Raw genomic sequence first — 19,387 nt, 5'->3', positions numbered from 1 at the left:
CGAACCCGGAAGCTAAGCCTTTCAGCGCCGATGGTACTGCAGGGGGGACCCTGTGGGAGAGTAGGACGCCGCCGAACCATTATTCAGCTCCGGTTCCTGAACCTTCGTGGTTCAGGGACCGGAGCTTTTTTGTTCTGGTGTTCGGGTGATGAGCGTAACGCGACGTTCATCTCAGCTGACCAGGATCCGTTTCATGCGGACAGTGGGAACGCTCAAGTCGGCCGGTGTACGTGCTGGTGACGAGGTCGTGGTGCCGGCCTACGGGAACGCAGAAGTGGCCCGGGCCGTGGTGGAGTTGGGCGCGGTACCGGTGTTCGCCGATGTGGACGGCGACAGCTACTGCCTCGATCCGGCCGCGGTGGCGGACGTGGTGACCGGGCGGACCGCCGCCGTCGTGGCGATCAACCGGTTCGGGCGCCAGGCGGACGCCGGCTGGATCCGTGAAGTCGGGCAGCGCCACGGCCTGTTGGTGCTGGTGGACGATGAGCCCGGGGCCCGTGCAGACGGCGTGGAGCTGCGTCGGGTGCAGGCCTCGTATCTGGACGGCAAGTTGCGCGGGGTCCGGACGCCGACGCCGGCCGCGGGGCACACGTACGAGCAGTACGTGGTGCGGGTGCCGGGCAACGGACGGCCGGACCGGGATGCCTTCGCGCGGGCGTTGCGGGCCAAGGGTATTGGCTGCAAGGTGCCCGTACTGGCTCCGGTGTACCGGATGCCGGGGCTGCGGCGGGACGTGTTTCTGCCGGAGACCGAGCGGGCGGTGGACGAGACGCTGGCGCTTCCGGTGCATGCGGGGATGACGCGGCGGGAGCTGCACAAGATGGTGAGCGCCTGCAATGCGCTGGGCGGATTGCTGCAACCGGCCTTTTAGGCGAGTGGCGGTGGACGGTTCGAATCTGTCGCGGAGTTGGGGTAATATCTATTCCGTTGCCGCGCCCCAATAGCTCAGTCGGCAGAGCGTCTCCATGGTAAGGAGAAGGTCTACGGTTCGATTCCGTATTGGGGCTCCAGAGACTAAGGCCCCCGCCAATTGGCGGGGGCCTTAGTCGTATTGGGGCGGGGTTGTGTGGTGCGTGGTGATTGTGCGGGGATTCGGTGTGCCGGATATGCCGAGTCGTGGGTGTCTGGTGGTGAAGTCGGCCTTGGGGGCTGCTTCATGGGGCTGTCCGGTCGTCGGTGGTGCGGGCGAACGCGCCGGTGTGAGCGGGAGGCTTCGTGAGGGCGGCGGCCGGCGGGTGGTGTGTCGGCCCGCACGGCCGCTGTCCCGGTGTGGTCAGCCCGCCTGGAGTTCGGGGACGCGCATGGCGAGGATGGCCATGTCGTCGGAGGCGGGCTCGGCGGCGAAGCGTTCCACGGCGCGCAGCACGCGGGCGGCGACGGCGCCGGCCGTCAGGCCCGTACAGGAGGTCAGGACGTCGGTGAGGCCGTCGTCGCCGAGCATGCGGGTGCCCTCGCGGCGTTCGGTGACGCCGTCGGTGACGCACAGCAGGACGTCGCCGGGGTCGAGGGTGACGGTCTGTTCGTAGAGTTCGAGGTCGTCCATGACGCCCAGCAGGGGCTGGGGTTCGGCGGCCGGTTCGACCGAGCCGTCCTGGCGCAGCCGGAGCGGCAGGGGATGACCGGCGCAGACGACCTTGAGCAGGGCGCTGCCGTCGTCCTGCGGCCAGAGCTCGCCGTAAAGGAGTGTCAGAAAGCGGCTGCGGGCGCCCTCGTCGAGGATGGCGGTGTTCAGCCGCTCCAGGACGGCGGGGCCACCGAAGCCCTCGCGGGCGAGGAGCCGGAGGGCGTGGCGGGCGAGGCCGGTGACGGCTGCCGCCTCCGGGCCCGTGCCGCAGACGTCACCGATGGCGAAGCCGTAGGCACCGTCGCGGATCGGGAAGAGGTCGTAGAAGTCGCCGCCGACCTCGTTGCCCTCGCCGGCCGCGCGGTAGATCACCTCGACCTCCACGCCCGTGATATCGGGCAGCTCCGGGGGCAGCAGGCTGCGCTGGAGCGACTGGCTGATGGCCGTGCGCTCGGAGTAGAGGCGGGCGTTGTCCAGGGCGAGGGCGGCCCGGCGGGAGAGGTCCTCGGCGAGTTCGAGGATCTCCTGGCGGAAGTGCTCCTCGGTGGGCTTGCCGAGGGTGAGCATGCCGATGACGCGGTTGCGGGCGACGAGCGGCAGGACGACGGTCTCGCCGCCGACGGCGGAGGCGGTGGCGAGGGTGGCGCCCGGGCCCGTGGACGGGCGGGCGGAGTTGCCCAGGCCCAGGCTGCGCATCGAGGTCCGCAGCGCGGCGTCGTGTGCGGCGTCGCTGGGGGCGCTCCAGACGCGGGCCCCGGGGGTGGGGACCGGCTCGGGCGGGTCGACCTTCATCAGGAGGGTCTTGAGGCCGTCGATGCGGTCCTCGTCCTCATGCAGGACGTAGGACAGCTCGGGCTCGGAGGCCTGGTCGGCGACGGTGTAGACGGCGCACCAGGTGGCGAGGGTGGGGACCGTCATCTGGGCCATCAGGGCCAGCGTCTGGTCGCGGTCGAGGGTGCCGGCCAGCAGGTCGGAGGCCTCGACGAGGAAGGAGAGGGAGCCGCGGCGCAGCTTCTCCAGCTCGGTCAGGCGGGCGCGTTCGACGGCGAGGGCGATGCGGTCGGCGGCGAACTGGAGCCGTAGCGCCTCTTCGTTCGTGTACCGGCCGGCGCCCTCCGCGGCGACGCCCAGGGAGCCGGTGAGCCGCCCCTCGACCTTCAGCGGGACGGTGACGACCGAGCGCATGCCCGTGCCGCTGAGGAGCGGTACGGCGCCGGGGACGGCGGTGAGGTCCTCGTGGACGGCGGGCATCCGGGCGGAGCCGTAGCGTCCGGATCCGGCTTCCACGGGGACGCGGGCGAACCGCTGGCGGGCGGAGGGCAGGCCCGTGGAGGCGCGCACCTCCAGCTCGGTCTCGTCGTCGGTGGCCAGGAGGAGGTAGGCGGCGTCGCCGTCGAGCATGTCGCGGGCGCGCTCGACGGTGCGCTGGAGCAGGCCGTCGAGATCGTCGGGGGCCGGGGAGCCGATGAAGACCTCGAAGGGGTCGGAGGGGCGTCCCTCCTGGGCGGCCTGGGTGGCGGAGTCCGGCGCGGGGGTGCGCGGGGGGCTCTGCAGGATGGCGCGCTCGTGGTCGCGCACCAGGAGGCAGACCGTGGAGGCCTCGCCGTCGGCGTCGCGGACGCGTAGGTGGGAGGCGTAGACGGGGACGACCCGGCCGTCGGCGCCCCTTATGCCGTAGGAGCCCTCCCAGCGGGAGAGCTGGAGCGCCTCGACGATGCCGGTGCCGGTGCCGGGGGTGTGCGGCCAGGCGGCGAAGTCGGTGAGCGGTTTGCCGATGACCTGCTCGGGGTCGTAGGCGAAGAGGTCCTGGGCGTCTTCGTTCCAGAAGCTGATGCAGCCGCCGCGGTCGATCTGGATCACCGCGACGCGGACCCGGGTCTCGGCGACCGGGAGGGCGTCCACCGGCAGGGCCGGGCCGGCGGCGCGGGTGCCGGCGGGGCGCTCGGGGAGGTCGAGCTGGAACCACACGTGTTTTTGGGCGGCGGTGTACTCGACGCCCCAGCGGGCGGCCAGCGCGCCGCACAGCAGCAGGCCGCGGCCGCCCTCGCGGTCCGGGTGGACGACGATCTGGCCGGCGTTCTGGAGCGGGATCTCGCGCTCGGGGTAGCGGTCGGCGACGGAGACCCGTACCCCTGCGTCATTGCGCAGACACAGCACGTCGGCGGCGGTGCCGGCGTGCACCACGGCATTGGTGACCAGCTCGCTGGTCAGGACGACGGCGTCGTCGACGATGTCGGCGCAGCCCCAGCCCTGGAGGGTGTCGCGGACGAAGGCACGGGCAGTGGCGACCGAGCGCCCGACCGGCTCGAATGTTGCGGCGGCCCGCGCGGTGATCACTGGTCTCCTCATGCGTGTGTCGGTGATCTGCTCCCCCATGGTCGCGGCGCCCCTCCGAATACCTGTTGTGCGTGTGCCACCGGCCATGCTGGTTGGTCGGGCCGGGTGGACAGCCGTATGCCAGGTTACTTACCTTCGCCGCACCCGAGGATGCCGGTCACGTGTGTTTCCGTCCCAATCGTGCCCTGGGAGGGTGTGCGATGCTGCCGAACTGTTATGGCCTGGTTGGGCCATGGTGAAACACTGGGCACGTATCAAGAGAAAGCCCGGGTAGAACGGTCGACCCTGCGGGAGGGACACGGTGGAGTCTGGCGCAGCGGCGCGGGGCGCAAGCACGCGCGCGAAAGGCGGACGATCCCGGAGCAACGGGACGACCGAGGTGGATACGGCTGCGCTGAATCGGCTGTTGGTCGCGCTGGTCGCCATGCGGGACGGGAACTTCCGCAAGCGGCTCACGGTTTCCGGCGACGGCGTCATGTCGGAGATCGCGGCGGTCTTCAACGAGGTTGCGGACCGCAATCTGCACCTCACGGGCGAGCTGGCGCGGGTGCGCCGGGTCGTCGGCCGCGAGGGAAAGCTCACGGAACGACTGGAGGTCGGCGCCGCCGAGGGCTCCTGGGCGGCGGCCATCGACGCCTCGAATGCCCTGGTCGACGACCTCGTACGGCCCGTCTCCGAGGTGGGACGGGTGCTGTCGGCGGTGTCCGAGGGCGACCTGGAACAGCGGATGGATCTGCGGTCGCGCAGTTCGGACAGCTCTTCGGAGCACCCCCTTCGCGGTGAATTCCTGAAGGTCGGCCGCACGGTCAACGGGCTGGTGGACCAGCTCTCCGCGTTCACCGACGAGGTCACGAGAGTGGCCAGTGAGGTCGGTACGGAGGGCAAGCTCGGCGGTCAGGCCCGGGTGCGTGGAATGTCGGGTTCGTGGAAGGATCTCACGGAATCCGTCAACACCATGGCGTCCCGGCTGACGGCGCAGGTACGTGACATTGCTCTCGTCACCACCGCGGTGGCCAAGGGTGATCTGTCGCGCAAGGTGACCGTGCATGTCGCCGGCGAGATGCTGGAGCTGAAGAACACCGTCAACACGATGGTCGACCAGCTCTCCTCCTTCGCCTCCGAGGTGACGCGCGTCGCCCGCGAGGTGGGCACGGAGGGCGAACTCGGTGGTCAAGCGCAGGTCCCCGGCGTCGCCGGCGTGTGGAAGGACCTGACGGATTCGGTCAATCTCATGGCCGGCAACCTCACCGCGCAGGTGCGCGGGATCGCGCAGGTCACCACCGCCGTCGCGAACGGCGACCTGTCGCAGAAGGTCACGGTCAGTGCACGCGGTGAGGTCGCGCAACTGGCCGACACCATCAACACCATGACCGAGACGCTGCGGACCTTCGCGGACGAAGTGACGCGGGTGGCGAACGAGGTCGGTGCGGAGGGCCAGCTCGGCGGTCAGGCGCAGGTGCCGGGCGCGGCGGGCACGTGGAAGGACCTGACGGACTCCGTCAACACCGCCTTCCGCAACCTCACCGCGCAGGTGCGGGACATCGCCCAGGTGACGACGGCGGTCGCCAACGGTGACCTGTCGCAGACGGTCACCGTCGATGTGGCCGGTGAAATGCTGGAGTTGAAGAACACCGTCAATACGATGGTGGGTCAGCTCTCCTCGTTCGGCGCCGAAGTGACGCGCGTGGCACGGGAGATCGGCGTCGAGGGTGAGCTGGGCGGCCAGGCGGCGGTCCCGGGCGCGGCGGGGACGTGGAAGGACCTGACGGACTCCGTCAACACCGCCTTCCGCAACCTGACCGGGCAGGTGCGCAACATCGCCCAGGTGACGACCGCGGTGGCCAACGGCGACCTGTCGCAGAAGGTCACCGTCGACGTCTCCGGCGAGATGCTCCAGCTGAAGAACACCGTGAACACCATGGTGGACCAGCTGTCCTCGTTCGCCGACCAGGTCACGCGGATGGCCCGGGACGTGGGCACCGAGGGCCGGCTGGGCGGCCAGGCCCGGGTGGACGGCGTCAGCGGCACCTGGAAGGAACTGACCGACTCCGTCAACTTCATGGCGGGGAACCTGACCTCACAGGTGCGGCAGATCGCCCAGGTGACGACGGCGGTCGCGCGCGGTGACCTGTCCCAGAAGATCGACGTGGACGCGCGCGGCGAGATCCTGGAGCTGAAGAACACCATCAACACGATGGTCGACCAGCTCTCCGCCTTCGCCGAGCAGGTCACCCGGGTCGCCCGGGAGGTCGGTACGGACGGCAGGCTGGGCGGTCAGGCGCAGGTGCCGGGCGTCGCCGGCGTCTGGCGCGATCTGACCGACTCGGTGAACGGCATGGCCGGCAACCTGACGGCCCAGGTCCGCAACATCGCGCAGGTCGCCACGGCGGTCGCGCGCGGTGACCTGTCGCAGAAGATCGATGTGGACGCCCGGGGCGAGATCCTGGAGCTGAAGAACACCCTGAACACCATGGTCGACCAACTCTCCTCGTTCGCGGAGCAGGTCACCCGGGTCGCCCGCGAGGTGGGCACCGAGGGCATCCTGGGCGGCCAGGCCGAGGTGCAGGGCGTCAGCGGTACGTGGAAGGACCTCACCCAGTCCGTCAACTTCATGGCGAACAACCTGACTTCGCAGGTGCGCAACATCGCCGAGGTGACGACCGCGGTGGCCCGCGGCGACCTGTCCAAGAAGATCACCGTCGATGCCAAGGGCGAGATCCTCGAACTGGTCACGACCGTCAACACGATGGTCGACCAGCTGTCGTCGTTCGCCGAGCAGGTGACCCGGGTGGCCCGTGAGGTGGGCACCGAGGGCCAGTTGGGCGGTCAGGCGCGGGTGCCGGGCGCCACCGGTATCTGGCTGGACCTCAGCGACAACGTCAACCTGATGGCCAACAACCTGACCATCCAGGTGCGCAACATCTCCCAGGTCTCGGCGGCGGTCGCCAACGGAGACCTGACCAAGAAGGTCACGGTCGAGGCGCGCGGCGAGGTCGCGCAGCTCGCCGACACGGTCAACACCATGGTCACGACGCTGTCGTCGTTCGCCGACGAGGTCACGCGGGTGGCCCGTGAGGTGGGCACCGACGGCATCCTGGGCGGCCAGGCCCGCGTCCCCGGCGTCGCCGGTACGTGGAAGGACCTCACCGAGTCCGTGAACTCGATGGCCAACAACCTGACCGGCCAGGTCCGCAACATCGCCATGGTCACCACCGCCATCGCCAAGGGCGATCTGACCAAGAAGATCGACATCGACGCGCGGGGCGAGATCCTCGCGCTGAAGACCACCATCAACACCATGGTCGACCAGCTGTCGTCCTTCGCGGAGCAGGTCACCAGAGTGGCCCGCGAGGTGGGGACGGAAGGCCAGCTGGGCGGTCAGGCGCAGGTGCGGGGTGTGGCCGGCACCTGGCGGGACCTGACCGAGTCGGTGAACGAGATGGCCGGCAACCTCACCCGTCAGGTGCGCGCCATCGCCGCGGTCGCCGCGGCGGTCACCCTCGGCGATCACAACGTGCGCATCGACGTGGACGCGGCCGGCGAGATCCTGGAGCTCCAGGACAACGTCAACACCATGATCTCCACGCTCCGTGAGACCACCCTCGCCAACGAGGAACAGGACTGGCTCAAGGGCAACCTGGCGCGGATCTCCGGTCTCATGCAGGGTCGGCGCGACCTCAAGGACGTCGCCACGCTCATCATGAGCGAGCTGTCGCCCGCGGTCTCCGCGCAGCACGGCGCGTTCTTCCTCGCGGCGCAGCCCGACAGCCGGGAGATCGGTGCGGACGGCGCCGAGGCCGGGGCGTACGAGCTGCGGCTGATGGGCTCGTACGGCTATGCCATGGGCGGGATGCCGACGACCTTCAAGCCCGGCGAGACGCTGATCGGCACGGCCGCGGAGGAGGGGCGCACCATCCTGGTGGAGAACGTCCCGTCCGGCTATCTCAAGATCGCCTCCGGGCTGGGCGAGGCGCCGCCGGCGAATGTGATCGTGCTGCCGGTGCTGTTCGAGGACAAGGTGCTCGGCGTGATCGAGCTGGCGTCCTTCCAGCCGTTCACCCAGATCCAGAAGGACTTCCTCAGCCAGATCGCCGAGATGATCGCGACGAGCGTCAACACCATCTCGGTCAACACCAAGACCGAGGTGCTGCTCAAGCAGTCGCAGGAGCTGACCGAGCAGCTGCGCGAGCGCTCTGCGGAGCTGGAGAGCCGGCAGCGGGCCCTGGAGCTGTCGAACTCGGAGCTGGAGGAGAAGGCCGAGCAGCTGCGCGCGCAGAACCGCGACATCGAGGTGAAGAACACCGAGATCGAGGAGGCGCGGCAGGTCCTGGAGGAGCGCGCCGAGCAGCTCGCGGTCTCGATGCGCTACAAGTCGGAGTTCCTGGCGAACATGTCGCACGAGCTGCGGACGCCGCTGAACTCCCTGCTGATTCTGGCCAAGTTGCTGGCCGACAACGCCGAGGGGAATCTCTCCCCCAAGCAGGTCGAATTCGCCGAAACCATCCATGGTGCCGGCAGCGACCTGCTCCAGCTGATCAACGACATCCTGGATCTGTCCAAGGTCGAGGCGGGCAAGATGGACGTCAGCCCGACGCGGATCGCGCTGGTCCAGCTCGTCGACTACGTGGAGGCCACCTTCCGGCCGCTGACCGCCGAGAAGGGACTCGACTTCTCCGTACGGGTCTCCCCGGAGCTGCCGGCCACGCTGCACACCGACGAACAGCGGCTGCTGCAGGTGCTGCGCAATCTGCTGTCCAACGCGGTGAAGTTCACCGACAGCGGCGCCGTCGAGCTGGTGATCCGGCCGGCCGGTGCGGACGTCCCGGTGGCCATCAGGGAACAGCTGCTGGAACACGGTTCGCTGCGCGACCCGGATGCGGACATGATCGCCTTCTCGGTCACCGACACCGGCATCGGCATCGCGTCCAGCAAGATGCGGGTCATCTTCGAGGCGTTCAAACAGGCCGACGGCACGACCAGCCGCAAGTACGGCGGTACGGGCCTGGGCCTGTCCATCAGCCGGGAGATCGCCCGGCTGCTGGGCGGCGAGATCCATGCCGCGAGCGAGCCGAACCGTGGTTCCACCTTCACGCTCTACCTGCCGCACAACCCCGGCGGGCTGCCGCCGCAGGGCTACCCGCAGCTGGTGGCCGGCGGGATCGCGATGGACGCGGAGGCGCGCGAGACGGAGGTCGGACGGCAGGAGGCCGAGGAGCAGCAGGAGTTCGAGCAGGGCTCCGGCGGCAGTCTCAACCGGCGCCGCCGCCGGGCGGTTTCGGGCCCCCAGCGCCGCTTCGAGCTGCCAGGTCGACCGGCGGCTCCGGCTCCGGCTCCGCCGGTGCCACCGACGCCTCCGGCGCCGCCGCAGCCCGTCGCCCAGCAGCCGGCCGAAGAGCCCTGGCTCGGCAACGGCCAGGACCTGGTGGACCCGGCCTTCCAGGGCGGCTTCCACGGCGAGAAGGTGCTGATCGTCGACGACGACATCCGGAACGTCTTCGCCCTCACCAGCGTCCTGGAGCAGCACGGTCTTTCGGTGCTGTACGCGGAGAACGGGCGCGAGGGCATCGAGGTGCTGGAGCAGCACGACGACATCGTCCTGGTGCTGATGGACATCATGATGCCGGAGATGGATGGTTATGCGACGACGGCGGCGATCCGCCGGATGCCGCAGTTCGCCGGGCTCCCCATCATCGCGTTGACCGCGAAGGCGATGAAGGGCGACCGGGAGAAGAGCATCGACTCCGGAGCCTCCGACTATGTGACCAAGCCGGTGGATACCGATCATCTGTTGTCGGTCATGGAGCAATGGATGCGCGCGGAGTGACGGAGCGTCCAGTATGGAGGCGAAAGAGGATCATCGCGTGCTGACTCAGTGTTGCCGTGGACGTGTGGAAGCCTGGGATTCGGGGAACCTTCTGGTCCCTGTCTGCGTTTCTGCTATGTGCACAGTGACATCGCGGTGACAGGGTGTGGCGACAGACGGGGTGCAGCTACCATGACCGGCACAAGGACGGGCGGCGTGACGGAGTCGTCCCCTGGGGCGGCGTCCGGTGCCATGCCGGGGCGAGGAGGACGGGCCATGGTGCAGAAGGCCAAGATCCTCCTGGTCGATGACCGGCCGGAGAATCTGCTGGCGCTGGAGGCGATCCTCTCTGCGCTCGATCAGACACTGGTGCGGGCATCGTCCGGGGAGGAAGCGCTCAAAGCACTGCTCACGGACGATTTCGCGGTGATTCTGCTCGATGTGCAGATGCCGGGGATGGACGGTTTCGAAACCGCCGCGCACATCAAGCGCCGGGAGCGCACCCGCGACATCCCGATCATCTTCCTCACGGCCATCAACCACGGCCCGCACCACACCTTCCGCGGCTACGCGGCAGGCGCGGTGGACTACATCTCCAAGCCGTTCGACCCGTGGGTGCTGCGTGCCAAGGTCTCGGTGTTCGTCGAGCTCTACATGAAGAACTGCCAACTGCGGGAGCAGGCCTCCCTGCTGAGGCTGCAGCTGGAGGGCGGCCGGCCGAGCGCCGACGAGGCGAAGGAGTCGGCGGGGCTGCTCGCGGAGCTCTCCGCGCGGCTGGCCGCGGTCGAGGAGCAGGCGGAGGCGCTGTCCAAACAGCTGGACGAGACGGCGGACGCGGCGGCGGTGGCCACCGCGGCGCATCTGGAGCGCAAACTGACCGGACTGCGCAGGGCGCTGGACGCCCTGGAGCCGGGGGCGGGCAGCGTCGCGGGGTGATTGACGCCCCTTCATGAGACGGGCGCGCGACACGTTCGGGTGAAGCGCCGTGCGCTCGTATCATGCCCGTGTTCGCCTGTAATCTCGTCGCCATGGCCTCACGTACGTCCGGCAAGGGAACCCAGAGCGCGGCGGGCCCCTCGAAGCAGCGCGCCGGACGGACCGCGGGCGCCGCCAAGAAGACCGCCGCGAAGAAGGCGCCCGCGAAGCCGCCGGCGAAGAAATCCACCGCGAAGAAGGCACCGGCCAAAAGGGCGCCTGCCAAGAAGGCCGCGGCCAGACCGGCGCCGTCACCCACCGGCGGTATCTACCGCCTCGCCCGTGCGTGCTGGCTGGGCCTCGCGCACGCCATCGGGGCGATGTTCCGCGGGATGGGCCGCGGGGCGAAGAACCTCGACCCGGCGCACCGCAAGGACGGGCTGGCGCTGTTGCTGCTCGGGCTGGCGCTGGTCATCGCGGCCGGGACCTGGTCCAACCTCAGCGGTCCGGTCGGCGATCTCGTCGAACTGCTGGTGACCGGTGCGTTCGGCCGGCTCGATCTGGTCGTGCCGATACTGCTCGCCGGCATCGCCCTCCGTCTCATCCGGTACCCCGAGCGGCCGGAGGCCAACGGCCGGATCGTCATCGGGCTGTCCGCGCTGGTCGTCGGCGTCCTGGGGCAGGTCGCGATGGCCTGCGGATCGCCGGGCCGGGACGACGGCCTGGCCGCCATACAGGACGCCGGCGGCTATCTCGGCTGGGTGGCGTCCAAGCCGCTGATCTTCACCGTCGGACAGACCCTGGCCGTGGCGCTGCTGGCGCTGCTGACCCTTTTCGGGCTGCTGGTCGTCACCGCGACGCCGGTGAACGCCATCCCGCAGCGGCTGCGTGCGCTCGGCATCAGGCTGGGCGTGGTGCACCCGGCCGGCGCCGAGGCGGACGGCTACGAGTCCGGGGAGTACGAGGACTACGCCGACGAGTGGCGGGAGCAGCCCGCGCGCGGGACGCGCCGCGGCGCCGCCGCGGCCGCACCCGACCCGGACGCCATAGAGGAAGCGGCCCTGGCCAAGCGGCGCCGTCCGCGCCGGGCCTCCGCCCAGCCCGCCGAGGACCGGCCGATGGACGCGGTGGACGTCGCCGCCGCGGCCGCCGCGGCGCTGGACGGTGCGGTGCTGCACGGCGTCCAGCCCTCCCCGCTCGTCGCCGGCCTCAGCAGCAGCGTCTCCGGGGAGATCCGCGGCCGGGACGGCGAGAACACCGCGGGGGAGGGCGGGACGGTGCCGCCGGCCCGCGGTGCGGCACCGAAGGCGGCCGCGACCGAGCACACCCCGGCGGTCCCGGACTTCACCAAGGCTCCGCCCGAGCCGTCCGGGGCCCTGCCGGCCCGCGCCGAGCAGCTCCAGCTGGCCGGTGACATCACCTACTCGCTGCCCTCGCTGGAGCTGCTCGCGCGCGGCGGCCCCGGCAAGACCCGCAGCGCCGCGAACGACGCCATAGTGACCGCGCTGACGACCGTCTTCCAGGAGTTCAAGGTCGACGCCGCGGTCACCGGCTTCACCCGTGGTCCGACGGTCACCCGCTACGAGGTCGAGCTGGGCCCGGCCGTCAAGGTCGAGAAGATCACCGCGCTGGCCAAGAACATCGCCTACGCCGTGGCCAGCCCCGACGTCCGCATCATCAGCCCGATCCCCGGCAAGTCCGCGGTCGGAATCGAGATCCCCAACACCGACCGCGAGATGGTCAACCTCGGCGACGTGCTGCGGCTGGCCGACGCCGCGGGCGACGAGCATCCGATGCTGGTGGCGCTCGGCAAGGACGTCGAGGGCGGCTACGTCATGGCCAACATGACGAAGATGCCGCACGTCCTGGTGGCCGGTGCCACCGGTTCCGGCAAGTCCTCCTGCATCAACTGCCTGATCACCTCGGTGATGGTGCGGGCCACGCCGGAGGACGTCCGGATGGTGCTGGTCGACCCCAAGCGCGTCGAGCTGACCGCGTACGAGGGCATCCCGCACCTGATCACGCCGATCATCACCAACCCGAAGCGTGCCGCCGAGGCGCTGCAGTGGGTGGTGCGCGAGATGGACCTGCGCTACGACGATCTCGCGGCCTACGGCTTCCGGCACATCGACGACTTCAACGAGGCGGTGCGCAGCGGCAAGGTCAGCTCCCCCGAGGGCAGCGAGCGCGAGCTGGCGCCGTACCCGTATCTGCTGGTCATCGTCGACGAGCTGGCGGACCTGATGATGGTCGCGCCGCGCGATGTGGAGGACTCGATCGTCCGCATCACCCAGCTCGCCCGCGCGGCCGGCATCCACCTGGTGCTCGCCACCCAGCGTCCGTCCGTCGATGTGGTCACCGGCCTGATCAAGGCCAATGTGCCCTCCCGGCTCGCGTTCGCCACCTCCTCGCTCGCCGACAGCCGGGTCATCCTCGACCAGCCGGGCGCCGAGAAGCTGATCGGCAAGGGTGACGGGCTGTTCCTGCCGATGGGGGCGAACAAGCCGGTCCGTATGCAGGGCGCGTTCGTGACCGAGGAGGAGGTCGCCGCCGTCGTCCAGCACTGCAAGGACCAGATGGCGCCCGTCTTCCGCGACGACGTCACCGTCGGTACGGCGCAGAAGAAGGAGATCGACGAGGACATCGGCGACGACCTCGATCTGCTCTGTCAGGCCGCTGAGCTGGTGGTTTCCACCCAATTCGGGTCGACGTCGATGCTTCAGCGCAAGCTGCGGGTGGGGTTCGCCAAGGCCGGGCGGCTGATGGACCTGATGGAGTCGCGCAACATCGTCGGGCCCAGCGAGGGGTCCAAGGCGCGCGACGTCCTGGTGAAGGCCGACGAATTGGACGGAGTGCTGGCGGTGATCCGTGGGGAGGCTACCGGGTAGCACAGATATCCGGGTCACGCGCGCGGAAGCAGAAGGCAACCGTTTCTCCTGCCAAGACGTCAAGTTGAGGGAGATGAGGGAACGATGCTTCACCACCGAGCCCCATGGCACCGCCGATGGCGTTCCGATGGCGTACAAACTCCGCTCTCCCGCTTGCCCGACCCTTTCGCTCCACCCCTAGACTGAACTTCCAGCAGGTGGCTACACGCTCGAAAGGCGCCCCCGTGTCCATCGGCAACTCCCCCGAAGCAGACCGGCCTTCCGTCGGTGCTGCCCTCCAGAAGGCCCGTATCGGAGCGGGACTGACCGTCGAAGAGGTCAGTACGACGACACGGGTGCGCATCCCCCTCGTCCAGGCCATCGAGCAGGACGACTTCTCCCGCTGTGGCGGCGATGTCTACGCCCGGGGGCACATCCGGGCGCTGGCCCGCGCGGTGTCCCTCGACCCCCGCCCGCTGATCGACCAGTTCGACGCCGAGCACGGCGGCCGGCCCGCGCCGACCCCCGCCGCGCCGCTCTTCGAAGCCGAGCGGATCCGTTCCGAGCCGCGCCGTCCCAACTGGACCGCGGCGATGGTCGCGGCGATCGTCGCCGTGGTCGGCTTCGCCGGCTTCACGCTCTTCACGGGCGGTGACAAGAGCAACGGCGGCTCGTTCGCGGCCGGTGACAACGCCAAGCCGGCGCCCGCACCCACCCGCCATCCGTCGACGATCAAGCCGCCCCTCAAGCCCGACCACCCCGAGCCCTCCGACAGCGCCGTCGCCGGACTGCCGAAGGACAAGGTCACGATCAAGGTCACCGCCCGCGACGGTCAGAGCTGGATCTCCGCCAAGGACGCCAACGGCAAGCTCCTGGAGGACGGCCTGCTCAAGAAGGGCGAGTCCAAGACCATCACCGACAAGGAACGGATCGACCTGGTCCTCGGCAACGCCGGAGCCGTACAGCTGTACGTCAACGGCAAGGAGGTCAAGGAGATCGGCCACAAGGGCACCGTGGAGCGGCTGAGCTACACGCCGGGCGATCCCCAGGCGGGCTGAGCGCCCGTCCCGGGCAACCTCCGCCGCCGCTCCCGCGCACCCGGGAGCGGCGGCGGAGACCTGCGCGCCAAGGGGGCACCCGGGACGAAGTAGGCTGAGCCCCATGCCCGAACGCCGTACCGTCGCCCTCGTCACCCTTGGCTGCGCCCGTAACGAGGTGGACTCGGAGGAGCTCGCAGGCCGCTTGGCAGCGGACGGCTGGGAGCTCGTCGAGGAAGCCGCCGATGCCGATGTCGCCGTCGTCAACACCTGTGGTTTCGTCGAGGCCGCCAAGAAGGACTCCGTCGATGCCCTGCTGGAAGCCAACGACCTGAAGGATCACGGCAGAACCCAGGCCGTGGTGGCCGTCGGCTGCATGGCCGAGCGCTACGGCAAGGAGCTCGCCGAGGCGCTGCCCGAGGCCGACGGGGTGCTCGGCTTCGACGACTACAGCGACATCTCCGGCCGTCTGCAGACCATCCTGAGCGGCGGAAACGTCGAGGCCCACACGCCGCGCGACCGCCGCAAGCTGCTGCCGATCAGCCCGGCCGAGCGCCAGGGCTCAGCCGGGGTCGCGCTGCCCGGCCACGCCCAGACCGGCTCCGACGCGGCTCCGCCGGCGGGCTCGCCCGAGGACCTGCCGGAGGGCGTCGCGCCGGCTTCCGGGCCGCGGGCGCCGCTGCGCCGCCGGCTCGGCAGCAGCCCGGTGGCCTCGGTGAAGCTGGCCTCCGGCTGCGACCGGCGCTGCTCGTTCTGCGCCATCCCGTCCTTCCGCGGCTCCTTCATCTCCCGCCGGCCCTCCGACGTGCTCGGAGAGACGCGCTGGCTGGCCGGTCAGGGCGTCAAGGAGATCATGCTGGTCTCCGAGAACAACACGTCCTACGGCAAGGACCTCGGCGACATCCGCCTGCTGGAGACGCTGCTGCCGGAGCTGGCGGCCGTCGACGGCATCGAGCGGATCCGGGTCAGCTATCTCCAGCCCGCCGAGATGCGGCCCGGCCTGATCGACGTGCTGACCGGCACCGACAAGGTGGCGCCCTACTTCGATCTGTCCTTCCAGCACTCGGCCCCCGGCGTGCTGCGCGCGATGCGGCGCTTCGGCGACACCGACCGCTTTCTGGACCTGCTCGCGCAGATCCGTACGAAGGCGCCGCAGGCCGGCGCCCGCTCCAACTTCATCGTCGGCTTCCCCGGGGAGAGCGAGAGCGACCTCGCGGAGCTGGAGCGCTTCATCACCGAGGCCCGGCTCGATGCCATCGGCGTCTTCGGCTACTCCGATGAGGACGGCACCGAGGCCGCCTCCTACGAGGACAAGCTCGACCCGGACGTGGTCGCCGAGCGGCTGGCGCGGGTGTCGCGGCTGGCCGAGGAGCTGACGGCACAGCGGGCCGAGGAGCGGGTCGGCGAGACGGTGCGGGTGCTGGTCGACCGGACCGATGACGAGGACGGCATCGTCGGGCGGGCCGCGCACCAGGCGCCGGAGACCGACGGCGTCACCCTGCTGTCGACCGACCAGGAGCTGGAGCCCGGTCGTATGGTCGAAGCAAAGGTGGTGGCGAGCGAGGGAGTCGACCTCGTCGCGGAGGTGCTGTCGGTGGAGGGCGCGGGGTGTACCGAGGAGGCGGCCAGATGAGCGGAATCCCGGCTTCCGCAGCGGGTGGCCCGCGTCCGGCGCCGGCCGTCCGGCAGGCCGGGCTGTGGAACATCGCCAATGTGCTGACGATGCTGCGGCTGGTGCTGGTCCCGGCCTTCGTGGTGCTGCTGATGCACGACAACGGCACCGATCCCGTCTGGCGGGTGTTCGCCTGGGCCGCCTTCGCCGTCGCCATGATCACCGATGTCTTCGACGGGCATCTGGCGCGCGCGTACAACCTGGTCACCGACTTCGGCAAGATCGCCGACCCGATCGCGGACAAGGCGATCATGGGTGCCGCGCTGATCTGTCTGTCGGTGCTGGGTGATCTGCCGTGGTGGGTGACCGGGGTAATCCTCTTCCGGGAGCTCGGGATCACGCTGATGCGGTTCTGGGTGATCAAGCACGGGGTCATTCCGGCCAGTCGGGGCGGCAAAATCAAGACATTGGCGCAGGGCACCGCGGTCGGGATGTACGTGCTCGTGCTGACCGGTCCGCTGGCGACCTTCCGCTGGTGGGTGATGGCGGTGGCCGTGCTGCTGACCGTCGTCACCGGGCTCGATTACGTCCGGCAGGCCGTGGTGCTGCGCCGGGCCGGACTGGCCGCGGAGCGGGCGGAGCGGGCCCGCCCGGCCGAGACGGACTCGGCCCGGTGAACGGGCCGGGCTCTGCCGCGGCCGGGGCACTGGAGCTGCTCGCCGGACGGGGGCAGAGCCTGGCGGTGGCCGAATCGCTGACCGGCGGCCTGGTGGCGGGCGCGCTGACCGCCGTCCCCGGGGCCTCACGGGTCCTCCGGGGCTCGATCACGGCGTACGCCACCGATCTCAAGCAGGAGCTGCTGGGTGTGGACGGCGCCCTGCTGGCCGCGCACGGGGCCGTGGACGGCGAGGTCGCGCGGCAGATGGCGGGCGGTGTGCGGCGGGTGCTGGGTGCCGACTGGGGCATCGCCACCACGGGCGTGGCCGGGCCCGATCCGCAGGACGGGCATCCGGTGGGCACCGTTTTCGTGGCGGTCCGGGGACCGGAGGGGGCCGGGGAGGTGCGCCGGCTGGCGCTGGCGGGGGACCGCGACCGGATCCGAGAGGACACCATCCGGGCCGTGCTCGCACTGTTGTTGAGCGAACTTGCAGAAAATAGGCGGGCACAGGATACGGAACAACACGGGGGGAATGGATGTTTGCAGCCCTGAGTGAACACGTACTTGCGCCCGGCACTGGTACCGCCCGAGGCGGTACGGTGGGGCGAGAAGGATCCGGATCCGAGGTCCGAGGAGGGAGCCAGCGATGATTCTGCTTCGTCGCCTGCTGGGTGACGTGCTGCGCCGACAGCGTCAGCGCCAGGGCCGAACCCTGCGCGAGGTCTCTTCCTCCGCCCGGGTATCGCTCGGCTATTTGTCCGAGGTGGAGAGGGGGCAGAAGGAGGCGTCCTCCGAGCTGCTCTCGTCGATCTGTGACGCGCTGGATGTGCGCATGTCCGAGCTCATGCGGGAGGTCAGCGACGAGCTTGCGCTCGCCGAGCTGGCAGCGTCCGCGGCCGCAAGCGACACGGTGCCCGCACCGGTACGGCCGAAGCTCAATTCGGTGTCCGTCACGTCCCTGGCCGGTGTGCCCGAGGACCGCGTGACCATCAAGTCCCCGGCCGACGTCGTGGATGTCGTCGCGGCCTGACACCCCTGTTCGTACGCATCGAAGCCCCGGCGGGCAGCACCCGGCCGGGGCTTTGTGCTGCCTGCTGGGGCGCGGGCGGCGGTGCCCGCACGAACATCCGGCCGGACCGCGCGGCCGCTCCTCATGGGCGATTCATTTGTACGATGACAAAACCGGACGAATCGCCTGAACGGGAGTATCTGGATGTCTGTGGTCAAGAGCACACTGTCCGACGAAGGCCGCGGCATCGTCGGGCATGCCCTCCAGGGCGCGCTGGTCGATCTGGTGGACCTGTCCCTCGTGGCCAAGCAGGTGCACTGGAACGTCGTCGGTCCGCGGTTCCGCTCCGTACACCTCCAGCTCGACGACGTGGTCGCCAGCGCCCGGGCGCACGCGGACACGGTGGCCGAGCGGGCGTCCGCGATCGGGGTGCCCCCCGACGGGCGGGCCGCCACCGTCGCCAAGACCAGCGGCATCCACGAGATCGGGGACGGCTGGATCAAGGACGGCGACGTGGTGCGGGCGATGGTGGAGGCGCTGTCCGCGGTCATCGGCCGGATGCGGGAGCGGATCGTCGCGACCGCGGACCCGGACCCGGTCAGCCAGGACATCCTCATCGGTCTGACCGGTGACCTGGAAAAGCACCACTGGATGTTCCAGGCCGAGGCTCACTGACGGCGCGCGGCGCCCGCCGAAGGGGTCGCCCGGAGCCCTTGTCCGTCGAGCGCGCGGCGCCGTTCCCTCCGGGTGTGCGAGACCGTTCACGCGCCGGGTATGCCCCGGTGCGCCCTCCCGCCGGGCGGCGGGTCCCGTCTAGCGTCGGCCGGAGGAGGCAGCCATGGGGTGGCGTGACGTCACGGCCCGCGGGCGGGCCGGCCGGCATCCGCGGGTCGTACCGGGGCGCTGGATATCCGCGGCCGCCCTCGGGGGCGTGTGGTGGTGGGCCGCGGCCCGGCTGGTGCTGTGGCCGCAGTCGGCGGGGGTGGTCGAAGGAGCCGTCGTCGTGGGGGGCTGGGGGCTCAGCCTGCTGCCGGTGCACTGCGTTCCGTGGACGGACCGGGGGGACGGCATCTGCCGCCGCGTCCTGGCGCGAGCGGTCCGGGGGGTTCGTGAGTTTCGGGGGTTTCGGGGGGCGGATCGGGCGGCGGTCGTCAGGGCACGGCGACGCCGGCGTTCGGGTGGAGGATCTGGGCGGTCGTGAGGGGCGGGGGAGCCTAGGGCTCAGGGGCGTACGGGCTCAGGGGCGTACGGGCTCGGGCCGGGGCGATGGTGATGCCGTGCTGGCCGATCTTCGCGGCCGATCTCCGGGGCCGCTGTCCTGGCGGGCGGGACGACGGCGTCGTGGCCGGACGGCGGCGGTGTTGGCGGCGCCGTAGCGGAGCAGGCCGGGCGTTCCGGGGTCAGTCGGTGGCGTGGTGGCCCGGGCGGTCGGGCTGGCAGGTGGGGCACCAGTAGGTGACGCGTTCCTCGGTGGTGGGGTCCTGGGCGGCGGTGCGGACCGCCGTTCCGCAGCGCAGGCAGGGGCGGCCGGCCCGGCCGTAGACCCACAGCCGGCGGTCGGGGCGGGCGCTGGGGGTGGTGGTGC

13 protein-coding genes, 1 tRNA gene and 1 rRNA gene are annotated in these 19,387 nt (G+C 70.4%); 13 read left to right on the top strand and 2 right to left on the bottom strand.

Annotated elements, in window-relative coordinates; genetic code table 11:
• The 3 genes from rrf to EST92_RS23580 form a co-directional block, all read left to right on the top strand.
• A 5S ribosomal RNA gene (gene rrf, locus EST92_RS23590) occupies window positions 1-77 on the top strand; the annotation flags it as partial.
• A gap of 116 nt (window positions 78-193) precedes the next feature.
• The gene (locus EST92_RS23585) at window positions 194-871 is read left to right on the top strand and encodes a DegT/DnrJ/EryC1/StrS family aminotransferase (protein WP_129282824.1); all 678 of its coding nucleotides are present in this window, start codon (window positions 194-196) and stop codon (window positions 869-871) included.
• Between the two features lie 63 nt (window positions 872-934).
• Window positions 935-1,010: transfer RNA gene (locus EST92_RS23580), tRNA-Thr, on the top strand.
• 263 nt (window positions 1,011-1,273) lie between these two features.
• Here the strand turns inward: EST92_RS23580 and EST92_RS23575 are convergent.
• On the bottom strand, window positions 1,274-3,913 hold the full coding sequence (locus tag EST92_RS23575) for a SpoIIE family protein phosphatase (protein ID WP_254068976.1): 2,640 nt from the start codon (window positions 3,911-3,913) through the stop codon (window positions 1,274-1,276).
• Window positions 3,914-4,202: 289 nt separating this feature from the next.
• Here EST92_RS23575 and EST92_RS23570 point away from each other — a divergent pair, with 289 nt between their 5' ends.
• From EST92_RS23570 to EST92_RS32335, 10 genes are all read left to right on the top strand, one after another.
• Window positions 4,203-9,725, top strand: coding sequence for a HAMP domain-containing protein (locus tag EST92_RS23570; protein WP_129250552.1), 5,523 nt, complete (start codon window positions 4,203-4,205; stop codon window positions 9,723-9,725).
• A 255-nt stretch (window positions 9,726-9,980) separates the two neighbouring features.
• The gene (locus EST92_RS23565; RefSeq protein ID WP_006602731.1) at window positions 9,981-10,640 is read left to right on the top strand and encodes a response regulator; all 660 of its coding nucleotides are present in this window, start codon (window positions 9,981-9,983) and stop codon (window positions 10,638-10,640) included.
• Between the two features lie 92 nt (window positions 10,641-10,732).
• Window positions 10,733-13,507 carry a DNA translocase FtsK gene (locus tag EST92_RS23560; protein ID WP_254068975.1) on the top strand — a complete coding sequence of 925 codons (2,775 nt, stop codon included), beginning with the start codon at window positions 10,733-10,735 and terminating at the stop codon, window positions 13,505-13,507.
• 224 nt (window positions 13,508-13,731) lie between these two features.
• Complete coding sequence (locus EST92_RS23555; RefSeq protein ID WP_129250554.1) at window positions 13,732-14,544, top strand: helix-turn-helix domain-containing protein; 813 nt, start codon at window positions 13,732-13,734, stop codon at window positions 14,542-14,544.
• Window positions 14,545-14,647: 103 nt separating this feature from the next.
• Window positions 14,648-16,156 carry a 30S ribosomal protein S12 methylthiotransferase RimO gene (gene rimO, locus EST92_RS23550; RefSeq protein ID WP_129282822.1) on the top strand — a complete coding sequence of 503 codons (1,509 nt, stop codon included), beginning with the start codon at window positions 14,648-14,650 and terminating at the stop codon, window positions 16,154-16,156.
• On the top strand, window positions 16,153-16,812 hold the full coding sequence (gene pgsA / locus EST92_RS23545) for a CDP-diacylglycerol--glycerol-3-phosphate 3-phosphatidyltransferase (protein WP_129282821.1): 660 nt from the start codon (window positions 16,153-16,155) through the stop codon (window positions 16,810-16,812). Before rimO ends, pgsA begins: the two co-directional genes overlap by 4 nt.
• Complete coding sequence (locus tag EST92_RS23540; RefSeq protein ID WP_129282820.1) at window positions 16,809-17,345, top strand: nicotinamide-nucleotide amidohydrolase family protein; 537 nt, start codon at window positions 16,809-16,811, stop codon at window positions 17,343-17,345. The genes pgsA and EST92_RS23540 overlap by 4 nt, the downstream gene beginning before the upstream one ends.
• Window positions 17,346-17,439: 94 nt before the next feature.
• A complete protein-coding gene (locus EST92_RS23535) occupies window positions 17,440-17,823 on the top strand; it encodes a helix-turn-helix transcriptional regulator (protein ID WP_006602725.1) in 384 nt (127 codons plus the stop codon).
• A 183-nt stretch (window positions 17,824-18,006) separates the two neighbouring features.
• Window positions 18,007-18,477: a DNA starvation/stationary phase protection protein gene (locus EST92_RS23530; RefSeq protein WP_129282819.1), complete on the top strand. Its 471-nt coding sequence runs from the start codon at window positions 18,007-18,009 to the stop codon at window positions 18,475-18,477.
• A 163-nt stretch (window positions 18,478-18,640) separates the two neighbouring features.
• Complete coding sequence (locus tag EST92_RS32335; RefSeq protein WP_129282818.1) at window positions 18,641-19,003, top strand: hypothetical protein; 363 nt, start codon at window positions 18,641-18,643, stop codon at window positions 19,001-19,003.
• A 199-nt stretch (window positions 19,004-19,202) separates the two neighbouring features.
• On the opposite strand, the gene EST92_RS23520 is transcribed toward EST92_RS32335, so the two are convergent.
• The coding region (locus EST92_RS23520; RefSeq protein WP_275540896.1) for a zinc finger domain-containing protein at window positions 19,203-19,387 on the bottom strand (185 nt) is incomplete at its 5' end.

The organism is Streptomyces sp. TM32 (assembly GCF_004122755.1).
GTDB classification, from domain to species: domain Bacteria; phylum Actinomycetota; class Actinomycetes; order Streptomycetales; family Streptomycetaceae; genus Streptomyces; species Streptomyces sioyaensis.
This window is presented reverse-complemented; position numbering and strand designations above follow the sequence as displayed.